This is a genomic window from Spirosoma arboris (genome assembly GCF_009754945.1).
GTDB lineage: Bacteria > Bacteroidota > Bacteroidia > Cytophagales > Spirosomataceae > Spirosoma > Spirosoma arboris.
In genome coordinates this window covers 400202-412302 of the sequence record NZ_WPIN01000006.1, presented here as the reverse complement: position 1 = coordinate 412302, position 12101 = coordinate 400202, and the positions used below count along the sequence as shown (strand labels likewise).

Annotated in this window: 10 protein-coding genes; 5 read left to right on the top strand and 5 right to left on the bottom strand. The window is 48.0% G+C overall.

Going from position 1 to position 12101, the window contains the following annotated elements:
* Window positions 1–184 precede the first annotated feature (184 nt).
* Both GO755_RS18640 and GO755_RS18635 read left to right on the top strand, forming a co-directional pair.
* Entirely contained in the window at window positions 185–1657 is a 1473-nt protein-coding gene (locus tag GO755_RS18640; protein WP_157586773.1) for a serine hydrolase domain-containing protein, read from the top strand.
* 118 nt (window positions 1658–1775) lie between these two features.
* Window positions 1776–4472 carry a M14 family metallopeptidase gene (locus GO755_RS18635; protein ID WP_157586771.1) on the top strand — a complete coding sequence of 899 codons (2697 nt, stop codon included), beginning with the start codon at window positions 1776–1778 and terminating at the stop codon, window positions 4470–4472.
* A gap of 158 nt (window positions 4473–4630) precedes the next feature.
* On the opposite strand, the gene GO755_RS18630 is transcribed toward GO755_RS18635, so the two are convergent.
* The 5 genes from GO755_RS18630 to GO755_RS18610 form a co-directional block, all read right to left on the bottom strand.
* A complete protein-coding gene (locus GO755_RS18630) occupies window positions 4631–6409 on the bottom strand; it encodes a DUF885 domain-containing protein (protein ID WP_157586769.1) in 1779 nt (592 codons plus the stop codon).
* Between the two features lie 39 nt (window positions 6410–6448).
* Entirely contained in the window at window positions 6449–6958 is a 510-nt protein-coding gene (locus GO755_RS18625) for a hypothetical protein (protein ID WP_157586767.1), read from the bottom strand.
* Window positions 6933–7214, bottom strand: a complete 282-nt coding sequence (locus tag GO755_RS18620; RefSeq protein WP_157586764.1) for a hypothetical protein — start codon at window positions 7212–7214, stop codon at window positions 6933–6935. Before GO755_RS18620 ends, GO755_RS18625 begins: the two co-directional genes overlap by 26 nt.
* A 199-nt stretch (window positions 7215–7413) precedes the next feature.
* The gene (locus tag GO755_RS18615) at window positions 7414–7650 is read right to left on the bottom strand and encodes a DUF3820 family protein (protein ID WP_157586762.1); all 237 of its coding nucleotides are present in this window, start codon (window positions 7648–7650) and stop codon (window positions 7414–7416) included.
* Between the two features lie 168 nt (window positions 7651–7818).
* A complete protein-coding gene (locus GO755_RS18610) occupies window positions 7819–8847 on the bottom strand; it encodes a S66 peptidase family protein (protein ID WP_157586760.1) in 1029 nt (342 codons plus the stop codon).
* A 113-nt stretch (window positions 8848–8960) separates the two neighbouring features.
* On the opposite strand from GO755_RS18610, the gene GO755_RS18605 reads away from it, so the two are divergent.
* The 3 genes from GO755_RS18605 to GO755_RS18595 all read left to right on the top strand — a co-directional run bounded on the left by GO755_RS18605 (window position 8961) and on the right by GO755_RS18595 (window position 11982).
* Complete coding sequence (locus GO755_RS18605; RefSeq protein WP_157586758.1) at window positions 8961–9509, top strand: DinB family protein; 549 nt, start codon at window positions 8961–8963, stop codon at window positions 9507–9509.
* 234 nt (window positions 9510–9743) lie between these two features.
* On the top strand, window positions 9744–11111 hold the full coding sequence (locus tag GO755_RS18600; RefSeq protein ID WP_157586757.1) for a DUF4403 family protein: 1368 nt from the start codon (window positions 9744–9746) through the stop codon (window positions 11109–11111).
* A gap of 97 nt (window positions 11112–11208) precedes the next feature.
* Window positions 11209–11982, top strand: coding sequence for a M90 family metallopeptidase (locus tag GO755_RS18595; protein ID WP_157586755.1), 774 nt, complete (start codon window positions 11209–11211; stop codon window positions 11980–11982).
* The last annotated feature ends 119 nt before the right edge of the window (window positions 11983–12101 follow it).

Here is a 12101-nt window from a genome sequence, read left to right as displayed (position 1 = left end):
AGCATCTTAATGTTTCCAAGTTAGATCATTAGGGCATTTTAAGATGCTTCCTTCGTCAGCATGACAAAAACTAGTCCGGCGGCCTGTGTCCTCACAGGCCGCGGAAAAGCAGCCACCTCACCCCAACCCCTTTCCTATAACAGGAGAGGGGCTAAATTCCTCTTAAACCGAAACTTGTCATTCCATGCCCTACCTCTTCACAGCCAAGCGTGCTCTCTTACTCACTTCGGCCCTTTTAAGCGCCTATCTCTCAACTGCCCAGTCAATTCCAGATACGGTAGCGGCCAAAGTTGATAAGCTATTTTCGGAATGGAACGGCACTGGTAGACCGGGAGCGGCTGTGGGCGTAGTGCATGGTGGCAAGCTGATTTACGCCAAAGGGTTTGGTGAGGCTGATATTGAAACCGGTGCCCCTGTTTCAACCACAACGATCTTCCACGTAGCGTCGGTCTCTAAAGAGTTCACGGCCTATGGGATTGTGCTGCTGGCGCAGGAAGGCAAATTGTCTCTCGATGATGACATCCATAAGTACTTGCCGGAGGTGCCGGACTTTGGTCAGAAAATCACGATTCGCCACCTGATTCACCATACCAGTGGCCTGCGCGATCAATGGGCATTGCTGACTATGGCGGGCTGGGACATGAGTGACGTGATTACGAAGGAGCATGTTTTCAATCTCGTCAAACGGCAAAAGGAATTGAATTTTGCTCCCGGTGCTGAATCCCTATATTGCAACACAGGCTATACATTACTGGCCGAAATCGTCGCACGGGTAGGAAAACAACCGTTTCGGGAGTGGATGAAGCAGCACATATTCACACCGCTCGGCATGAAAAATACGCTGTTCTACGACGATGATGAGCGGATTGTAAAAGGCCGGGCGTATTCGTTTCATCGATCATTTGACATGTCGGCGGGCTTATACAAGAAAAGTGTATTGAGCTATGCCAATGCGGGAGCGACCAGTTTATTTACAACGGTAGAAGATCTGGCGAAGTGGATCAACAATTTCAAAAATACGACCGTCGGGAATGCCGCCACAATGAAGCAAATGCTGGAACGGGGTCGACTGACCAAGGGCGATTCTATTCCATATGCATTCGCGTTGGTGCATGGCACGCACAAGGGATTACCTTATTACGGTCACAGTGGGGCTGACGCGGGTTTTCGGTCCAATATCACGTATTTCCCCAAAGAGGATTACGGCTTTATTGTGCTAAATAATCTAGCCGAAACCAATCCGACTGGCAAAGCGCTGGAAATAGCCGATTTGTATCTGGCGTCCTATCAGCAGAAAGGCAAAGATGCACCGGCACCGCCCAAAGCTGCCACACCAGATACTAAGCCTGATAAAGTTGTAAACGCTGATTATGTAGGCCGGTACTACAGCCCGGAATTAGAGGCCATTTATACCATTCGCCAGAAGGGTGATGCTCTGCAACTGGTACATGTGCATCATGGTGAGACAGCGTTGAAACCTACCGATAAAGACAAATTCTCAACAGGCTGGTGGTTTGCCTCCACAATCGATGTTGTCCGAAACCCTAAGAATATCGTCAGTGGTCTGCGCATCTCGAACGGCCGCGTTCGGAACCTATGGCTGATGCGATTGCCCGACGATTTTGACGCAGTGAAACCGCCTGTGGCGGAAAAATGAATTATCTTTTGACAGGATTAACAGGATAAAACAGGATTAGTTGATTAGAGAAATCCTGTTTTATCCTGTTAATCCTGTCAAAAACCATTGCATTACAACCTGAACTATACGTCCATCAATGAACATGTACTTCCTAAAGCGAGCTTCTTTACTCGTATTATTTAGTTGTTGCTGGCTAGCAACCACGTCCAGTATAGCCCAGCAGAAACCGATTCCCAAACCCGAAGAAACTCTCGGATTTCCTATTGGTGCCGATTTCCATCTGGCTACGTATGAGCAATCACTAGCCTATTTTAAAAAACTCGACGAGGCCAGCGACATGGTCAAGCTGGTACATGTAGGCGAAACATCCGAAGGGCGACCCTGGTATTTTGCACTGATTTCGTCAAAGAAGAATCTCGACAACATCGATAAGTACCGGGCTATTGCTCAGCGGTTGGCGCACCCGACAGGGCTCACCGACGAGGAAGCGAAAAAGCTGTCGATGGAAGGGAAACCACTCGTACACATCGACGGTGGTTTGCACGCATCAGAAGTGGCGGGGGCACAGCACACTATTTCGCTGGCTTATGACATGCTCACCAAAGCCGATGATCCTAAGATCAAGAACATTCTGGACAATGTGATTTTGCTGTTGTGGCCGTCGCTCAATCCAGATGGCCAAACGATGATTGGGGACTGGTACAAATCGAATGTTGGAACGCCCTTCGAAATTGCACCTCCGCCATTTCTGTATCAGAAGTACGTTGGGCACGATAACAACCGCGACGCTTACATGCTTAACATGATCGAATCGCGTGTGGTGGCGCGTACCTGGCGCGAGTGGGAACCGAATATCATTTTTGTGCATCACCAAACCTCGCCCTTCCCGACACGTATCTGGTTGCCGCCTTTTGCTGAGCCGATTGCGTCACAAACACCGCCTATCATTGCCCGCGAAGTCAACATGATTGGCATGGCGATGGCGCAGGCCCTGGAAAGCAATGGTCAGAAAGGAGCCACGCACATGGGTACGGGTTTCGATGCCTGGTATCCCGGCTATATCGACTATATGCCCGTACTGCAAAATATCCCAGCTTTCTGGACCGAAACGGCCTTGTACAATTACGCGACTCCTCATTTCTACACCGTCCGCGATTTCCCGCAAGACAAAAAAGAGTTCCGGGTAGAGTCGTTGTATTCAAGTCCGTGGCCGGGTGGCTGGTGGCGTATCAGCGATGCCATGGCGTATATGGAAACGGCTTCACTGGCCACGCTCGACTATGCCGCCAAGTACGGCGACGTACTGCTGTACAATCGTTATCAGTCAGGACGTAATACGATCAAAAAATATGAACAGGAACCTCCGTATGCGTACTTCATCCCGCAAAAACAGCGCGATCCGGCACGCCCGGCAGAGTTGTTACGCCGATTGGCCTTTCACGGTATTCGCATTGGCCAACTGACAAAAGACGTCGCTTTTGATGGACGCAATTATCTCAAAGGCACCTGGGTAATTCCTATGAATCAGGAGTATGGCGAGTTGACCAAACAGCTTCTCGATGTGCAAGTGTACCCCGATCTGCGCGAATTTCCCGGTGGTCCGCCCGAGCAACCGTACGATGCTGCTGGCTGGACACTTCCGTTGCAATTTGAGCTGAACATCATCCCGGCCATAACGCCCTTATCTGCTGATTTGAAAGGTGCCATTCAACTCGTCAGTGGAACCGGTAAAGACTGGAAAACAGATGATAAAAAGGACGCTACACCTGCCGATTTTGTGACAGGGATTGGCTTTGATACCAATCCAGTATCCGCAGGAATCAAAGTACCCGAAGGAAAGCTGACAGGCGTGGGAACAGTAGTGCTGGTCAATCCAGCGGAGAACAATGCGTTCAAAGTCATCACTCGCTCCATGAAAGCGGGCGGAACCATTAAATTCAACAAAGACAGCCAGCGGTATGCCATCAGCGGGGTCGCCAAGGGAACACTTGAACAGTGGATCAAGGATTTAGGTGTTACGGCAGAACTCACGACAACTACTGCCGGAGCGACCGTTAAACCCCGTATTGCTATCTACAAACCCTGGACAGCCAGCATGGACGAAGGCTGGTCGCAGTGGATTCTGGAGCAGTTTGAATTTCCGTTCGCCATCATCACCAACACCGATATACTAGCCAACGACCTCAGCGACCGTTTCGACGTAATCCTGATGGCTTCCGACCGACCAAGAAATCTGAAAGATGGATTTGCAAAAGGGGCCGTGCCGCCTGCCTACGAGGGTGGATTAGGAACCTTGGGAGCTGCGAACCTCACCAATTTCGTGAGCCAGGGCGGTACCCTCGTCTGTCTGAACGAAAGCAGCGATTATGCCATCGAAGCCCTCCACCTGCCCGTGAAGAATGTAGTAGCGGGTGTTAATGCCAAAGACTTCTTTACGGGTGGTTCGATACTGGAAGTAGAAACCGACCCCACGCATCCGGTCATGGCTGGAATGCCTACAAGAGCCGCTGTTTTTGTGGATGATAGTCCTGTTTTCGCCACGCTCGATGGCTTCAAAGGTCAAGCCCTGGCCAAGTTTTCCACAACGGGTTCTCCCTTGCGATCAGGGTATTTACTGGGCGAGAAATATCTCCAGGGTTATGCCGCTTCGCTGGATGTGCAACGGGGTAAAGGGCATGTCATCCTGCATGGATTCAGACCTCAGTGGCGTGGTCAGCCTTTGGGAACGTACCGTGTTTTGCTCAATTCGGTGTTGTATGGCGGTGAGGTTGCCAAAGGCCAATACGGCACGATAGACTTCTGGAAATCGCCAACAGTGGCAGCAAAGCCGTAAGTAGGTAACCATTTGTTTCGCGGTATTTTACCCCACCCCAACCCCTCCCCTTGAATTATGGGGAAGGGCTAAAAAATGCCAATTCTTCCCCCTCTCCTGTTTTCAGGGGAGGGGACGGGGGCGGGGTAAATACCAAAATACTTATTCATTTTCTCCACTTATTTCTGCTTCGCGGCCCAGGCATCCATTTTGCCCTCCAATACGTCGAGCGGCATGCAACCATCTTTGAGGAATTCATCGTGGAAGGCCGCTATGCTAAATTTAGCGCCGAGTTCCTGCTCGTACTTAGTCCGCAGGGCACGTATTTTCATGGCACCAATTTTATAGGAAAGCGCCTGACCAGGAATCGCCATGTACCGTTCGATTTCGGCGGTAGCGCCCTGCTCGGCAATGGGTTCGTTGTCCATCATGTACTTGATTGCCTGCTCGCGGGTCATGTGCTTGGTGTGCAGACCAACATCCACCACAAGCCGAATCGCCCGGTGAATTTCGTCGCCTAGCGCGCCCATGTACTGATATGGATCGGTGTAAAGACCCAGTTCCTTACCTAATGATTCGCAATACAACGCCCAGCCTTCACCGTAGGCACCATACCAGGCAAACCGCCGGAATTTTGGCAAACTTGTGTTTTCCTGCTGTAGTGATACCTGGTAATGGTGACCTGGAATGGCTTCGTGCAAAAACAACGACTCCATGCCCGAGGTGACATTGAACTTGGTAGCATCGGGAATAGGGACATAGAAAATACCCGGACGGCTCCCATCGACCGATCCCTGATTGTATTCGGCACTGGCGGAGGCTTCGCGGAATTTCTCGGTCTGCCGAATCTCGAATTTCGACTTGGGCGTGTTCGTGAACTCTTTTTTCAGACTAGGTTCAAGTCGGGTCAAAATGGCGTTAAACGCGCTTAATACTTCTTTGGGAGTTTTGTAAGGATAGAATTTTTTATCGGTTTTGAGGTGCTCGAAAAACTCAGCCAGGCTACCTTTAAAGCCTACCTGTGTTTTTACTTTCTCCATTTCACCCCGAATCCGACTAACTTCTTTCAGGCCAATCTGGTAGATTTCTTCCGGCGTATCGTTAGTTGTTGTCTGCACCTTAACCAGATAGGTGTAGAGTTCCGGCCCCTTTGGCAATACGTCGATACCCGATGTTGTCCGGGCTTTAGGCAGGTACTCATTCTTGAGGAACGTTCCTAACTTCTGATAGGTCGGTACGATTTGCTCCGAAATCGCTTTCTTGTAGGCAGCCGTTAGCCGCGTTTTATCGGCGTCACTAAACGTAGCAGGTAGTTTTTGAATCGGACCATAGAACAGACTTTTTGTGGGATCGGCCACCACTAAGTCGGTCATCTGAGGAATCATCTTTACGACCAGACTTTTCGGTAGTACGTTTTTGGTGGCCATACCTTTCCGAAAGTCAGCGATAGCTGTATCACCCCAAACGGTAAACGCAGAGACTCGTTTTAACCAATCGTCATAATCCTTTACCGTCTTGAACGGTTGAGCACCTTCCCCACTACCTGCCTGTCCAAACATCAGCGGCAAACCAACGAATTGGTTAAACGGAATGTCTTCCTGATGAAACGGATATTGTTCCAGTTGCAGCTCTAGCTCCCGCTTCAGGATGTCGTATGAAATCTTGTCTTCGTCAGACAGTTTCTCCCGATCAAACGGTTTTAGTTTATCGAGGGTAGCGGTATAAAACGTCTTCGTCTGTTCCAGAAACGCCTGCGAAATGTCATTTGGCAACTGGTCGTTGTACCGATTATCGCCTTGCATTGTAGCCTCCAACGGAAACAGCTTTAACCGTTGCTCATAATAATCGTCCAGCACAGCCGCGAATCCAGGATTAGCGGTGGTGGTTTGGTCGCTTTTGTTGGATGTGCAACTCAATAGCGTAGCGAATATCAAGGGGAGTAAACTGCTTTTTTTCATGAATATTGGTAAGGGGATAGTAAATCGAAAGATACAGAATTACGGTTGCTTTGACAGAATCGTTTGATCTATAACTTGTCTAACTTCCACTTCGTATGGATTACCTGATCTGAATAGACATGAACAGTGAAGTTCGCCGTATAAATTATAGTCTATTTTCTCGGCCTGCATAACACCTGTCCGTTGCCAATCCTCAAACCATTCAGAGAATTTATTGCTCCGCCATTTGGCATATCGAGGGTGTTTATTTTCGGGACCGGGATACCAAATACTTTCATCGCTGCAAACAAACAACAAAATCCTATTGGGGTATTTAGAGATATAGTAGTACAGAACCTCAAATATGGCAATTACGACTTGCATGTCTTTAAGTAGTTTACCACCTGGCCTTGTTTCTTTTGTTGGGCCGAAACCGAACATCTTAGTGTCTTGAGCAAAAGAAGCGAATGGCACATAACCATCCGCTTCTTTAAAGTAAACTAAATATTTTATTCCTCGAGCCGTAACAAACGAGAATTCACTATCATCTTCCGACTCCTCTGCTATCAAATAGTCCTGATTGTTTGATGAATTTGACTCCACTTAACTCGCTTTTTTTGCCGCCGTTAGCTATATACTCTTGCATTTTTGCCGCATCCTCGGCCATTTGACGAACGTTTATAGTACCAGAAAGCAAAGATGTAGGTGCAGAGCCAGAAGCCTGACCGGCGACAACAGCTACACTTTCGGCTTTAGATATACAGCTAAATGATCGTTTAGTGCTTAGAACGCTACGTTCGCCAACACTCATTTTTGGTTTGCTCATGACTCAGCATCTTTGAGTTATGATTAGAAGAGAAAACAGGTAAAGTATAATTTTGGCATCAACCTCAATAAGTATGTGGTGTACCTGCGTTTACACTACCTGTATTTTAAATGTACACAATTCTTCGTTAAAGAGTTTCATTGCAAACTAGTCGAAACGTTTCTATATCGTGAATACTACGTCCAATCTGGTACAGCATTCACAAACTACGCCGAACGCCGTCGAGCAAATACTCCAGGCCGTTCAATTTGATTTCGTACATAGTTTGCAGCAGCATACCCAGCTTGCCAGCCGGGAAGCCTTTCTGTACGAACCATTCCAAATACGACATAGGTAATGACTTGATCAGGTGCCCTTTGTATTTGCCGAAGGGCATTTGGTAGTGCAGTAATTCTTTTAACAATTCGGAATTTCCGTGGGCTGGTTCTATTGCCATATTTTTTTCGTTCTCGCTTGGCTTTGCCGAGTGAGGGATATTGTTTTAACGGCCTCTGGCCGGCGTGATACGATATAATGTCCAAAATGGGCCAGAGGCCCTTGAATAAATAGTCCTCACTCGGCAAAGCCAAGCGAGAACGGCAACTAGAGCTTGGTCCAGGCAAGCTTAACTTACCGCCGGTTCAAGCAGTCTTATGGTTCCTGCTGTAGCGTCAATTTCGGTATCGATGCCTACTGGAACGGTAAATTTATCACGAATATGGCCAATCATGGCGCCTGAATAAGCCGGTTTGTTCAGGGGAATGATATGCTCAGTCAGTACGTCGTCCAGCGTTAGCGAACCGTAACCGCCACTTCCGGGACCGCATTCACTGCATTTCCCGAAAACAAAGCCCGAAATCTGATCCAGAATGCCCGCCAGTTTGAGATGCGTTAACATCCGATCCATACGGTAAACATCCTCGTGCGTGTCTTCTACGAACAAAATCGTGTTTTTCCAGTCGGGGAGGTACGGCGAACCGATTAAATGACTCAGTACGGTAAGGTTCCCGCCCACCAATCGCCCGCGAGCCAGACCCGGACGGATGGTGGTAATGCGATCCTGAACCTGCGTCAGGTTATCTCCTTTTTCGGTGGGGTTTCGCATCGTTACCATTTCTCCTTCGATCAGTACCCGCTTTAACCAATCGACTGTATACGCATTGAACGTCGCGGATCCGACGGGACCATGCATTGTTACCAAACCTGTTTTGGCATAAATCGCCAGCAACAACGCCGTAATATCGCTGTAGCCGATCAGAATTTTCGGGTTGCGCTGAATCAGGTTATAGTCGAGTAAGGGCAGCAAACGGGCGCAGCCCCAGCCGCCGTGAATCGCCATGACGGCCTTGACGCTTCGGTCATCGAAGAGCGCGTGCAGATCAGAAACTCGGTCGGCATCACGTCCGGCGAGGTACCCGTAGCGATCATAGATATGTGGGCCGAGTTTGGTTTGAAATCCCAGCGCCAGCAATGACTCCTGAGCAATCTTCACCGTTTCCTGACTGTAGGCTGGAGCCGCCGGACAAAACAGGCCAATTGCATCGCCCTGCTTTAACCGGCTGGGTTTTATAATTGTAGTTGGCGGCTGATTTGACGTCAGCGAAAGAAAGGGTGCAAGGCTGGTCGCCTGTAGAAATGAACGACGTGAAGGCATCGAAATTGGAGATCTATCTGTGCAGAAAGATAACCGAAAACAGGCGACTGGGCAAGCGCACTCAGTAGCTCTATACTCTATAGACCTTTTGATGTGAATTAACCAACATAGCTATGCTAACCAAATCACATTTACGATTCCTTCGCGTCTTATTGGGCCTGTTTTGGGCGTTTACAACAGTCCAGGCCGCTGCGCCATTAACAACCATTTCGCAACTGACGGCCGACTGGCAACGGGCTAAAGAATACACCAAAGAGTATTTGGATGTAATGCCAGAAGACGGAGTAAACTACAAACCAACCCCCGAAATCCGCAGTTTCGCCGAGCAGATGTTACACTTAGCGGCCGCCAACTACAACTTTGGCGCATTGGCCAGTGGCAAACCAAATCCAATGCAGGGCAAAAAACTGGAAGAAATGGCCGAGCTTAAAAACAAGGCGGCTCTGACCAAAGCCGTCATGGACAGCTACGATTTCATGATTGACGGCGTGAAAGGTATGACCGATGCTCAATTGGGTGAATCGGTGAAAATGGGGCAACGCGAAATGACGAAAGAAGTTGTTTTGTCAAAAGCGTTTGAACACCAAACCCACCATCGGGGTCAGTGCACGATCTATATTCGAATGAAAGGGGTTAAGCCACCGCAGGAGAAATTGTTTTAATATTGAAAACATGAAGGCTCGCCCAAAGCGGGCCTTCTTCATGTTTAACGTATAGCGTTATAAGTCATTCAATTCTACCCACGGGCTTTAGCCTGTGTTTTATTTCGATGCATGCACGGGCTAAAGCCCATGGGTACAACACGACGCTGAAAACATACACACCGGCCCATCAGTTATTGAATAGCCAGTTTGCAAGAACGTTTTGACTTGCAATCAATTGGGTATTTTCTGTTAATGAGGACACCACCATCACGTTATTATTTTATTGCTCTTGGACTTATTGTTCTTCTAGGACAATGCCAGAACAAACAGCCTCAAGCCCCCAAAGCCGAAGGTTTCGATCCGCCTATACCTGAAACGATGTCGTATGTGGCTGGCCCCATTACATTTCAATTGACCGAGTTACAAGAGAAAATCAATAAGGAGCTCAACCCTGTTTTGGTCGGCAAACAAACCAAAGACGGCAAAACGAAAGGGATTATGTCGCTTCGGGTCAAGCGCCTGGGTTCGGTTCATGTTGAGTACGCCGATCAGCAGATAAAGCTGTCGGCACCACTTCAAATGTGGCTCACAAGGCCCTTTAGCCGCGATACGACGCCCCCTGAAAAGCCTTTTTGTGCGATAAACGTACATTTCAAAAGTCCAATCAGCGTAACACCCGACTGGCGTCTAGCCAGCCATACAACCTTTACGGATTATACCTGGATCGTTCAACCCAAGATTGTTGGCATTTCGCTAACCAATCTGGTTGAGAACCTGTTGGAAAAGCACAAGAGTGCGATTGAAATGGCCATCGATTCGGCAGTTCATAAAGAACTCCGACTCGATAAAATGGTGAAACCGATCTGGCACGATATGCAAGACCCGCTGCTGATTAACAAGGAGTATGGTCTTTGGTTAATTCCTAAACCCGTCAGTGTATCATCCGGCTTAGTGACAGGCGATTCGACCCAGTTAACAACCCATGTGCGGATTGCCATGGAAACGAAAACAGAGGTAAAGCCCGAAAAACCAGTACATGCGCGCACCCCATTGCCTCTTTTGCAGAAACGGGAGCAGGTTTCGCAAATCTCGGATTTGCATCTGATGAGTTTTGTTCCCTACTCCGATATTAATCGAATGCTGGCGCTTACAGTAAAGAATAAAAAACTGGCACTGGGCAGCCTGACAATCAAAAGTATTTCGGTTTATGGAGGCCAGCATTCGCTGATTGTAAAAGCCGATCTGGCTGGACTTCTGGATGGCATCGTTTACTTACGAGGCAAACCAACGTTCGATACGTTAACCAACACACTGAAAATCAAAGATCTAGATTTCGATGCAGAATCGGGCAGTGTATTGTCGAAAAACACAGGAGCTGTTTGGCACGACGGTTTGCGTACCTTATTGCAAGGGTTACTGACGATTCGATTAGCCGATGATATTGCTAAGATACCTCAGGAAATCGATAAGGCGTTTGAGAAAGGAGGAGCCGGGAAGAAAACGGATCTGGGGATAAACGCCTTTCGATTTACACCCCAGAAAATAGCCATTCGACCCGACGGCATCCAGACTCTGATTAATGTTGAGTCGAAAATAGTGTTGAAAGTAAACAAGTTATAATCTTTATTTTTTGACAGGATTTACAAGATTTTCAGGATTTTTATTCTATCTACTAATCTTGTAAATCCTGTTAATCCTGTCGAAAACAATTCATTTTATGGTTCTTTTTATCAGCCTAGTTGTATTAATAATTGGTTGGCTCGTTTGGCGATACCTGAGCCAGAAGCAACAGGACGCGCAACCCCTGCCCAGCAACTATCCGCAATTATTACAAGCCTATATCCCTTATTATCAAGAACTAAGTCCAGACAAAAAGAAGCTATTCGAAGATCGGGTCAATCATTTTCTGCATCATGTCAAGATCGAAGGCGTAGCTACGACTGTCGACGATGTTGACAAAGTTTTAGTAGCCAGTAGCGCTATTATTCCTATTTTCGGTTTCACCGATTGGTATTATCCGCTGACCAACGTACTACTCTACGAAGGCAGCTTCAACGCCGATTTTCAGACGACGGGCGAAGGGAGAAATATTCTGGGTATGGTCGGTGAAGGCGGTGCCTTGCAGAGCACGATGGTATTGTCGAAGCCGGCTCTGCACGAGGGGTTTGCCAATGAAACTAGTAAAGGCAACACGGGCATTCATGAATTTGTCCATCTCCTCGACAAGGCCGATGGCTCTACGGATGGTTTGCCAGAATATCTCCTGGAGAAAGACCACATTAAACCGTGGTTGCAATTGATCCATAAAAGTATCCACGATATCAAAGCCAATCATTCCGATATCAACCCATACGGTATTACTAACGAAGCCGAGTTCTTCGCCGTCGTATCTGAGTACTTCTTCAAACGCCCTGATTTACTGCACGAAAAACACCCGGAGCTTTTCGCAAGACTGGAAGAAATTTTCCATCAGCATCCGTTGGAAGAGTAGACAGACTGGCGCAGGTATATCGAGGTACTATTAGCCCACGGCTTTAGCTGTGGGCTAATACAGGTCTGTTTCCGGCGATTGTTTAACTCAAATTAATTTATTCGGACTAATTCAACCCC

Bases quoted from the DNA above. Each gene is read 5' to 3' on its own strand.
- GO755_RS18600 (WP_157586757.1), top strand. From the start codon at position 9,744: ATGAGGACACCACCATCACGTTATTATTTTATTGCTCTTGGACTTATT.
- GO755_RS18640 (WP_157586773.1), top strand. From the start codon at position 185: ATGCCCTACCTCTTCACAGCCAAGCGTGCTCTCTTACTCACTTCGGCC.
- GO755_RS18630 (WP_157586769.1), bottom strand. From the start codon at position 6,409: ATGAAAAAAAGCAGTTTACTCCCCTTGATATTCGCTACGCTATTGAGT.
- GO755_RS18595 (WP_157586755.1), top strand. From the start codon at position 11,209: ATGGTTCTTTTTATCAGCCTAGTTGTATTAATAATTGGTTGGCTCGTT.
- GO755_RS18605 (WP_157586758.1), top strand. From the start codon at position 8,961: ATGCTAACCAAATCACATTTACGATTCCTTCGCGTCTTATTGGGCCTG.
- GO755_RS18610 (WP_157586760.1), bottom strand. From the start codon at position 8,847: ATGCCTTCACGTCGTTCATTTCTACAGGCGACCAGCCTTGCACCCTTT.
- GO755_RS18615 (WP_157586762.1), bottom strand. From the start codon at position 7,650: ATGGCAATAGAACCAGCCCACGGAAATTCCGAATTGTTAAAAGAATTA.
- GO755_RS18620 (WP_157586764.1), bottom strand. From the start codon at position 7,214: ATGAGCAAACCAAAAATGAGTGTTGGCGAACGTAGCGTTCTAAGCACT.
- GO755_RS18635 (WP_157586771.1), top strand. From the start codon at position 1,776: ATGAACATGTACTTCCTAAAGCGAGCTTCTTTACTCGTATTATTTAGT.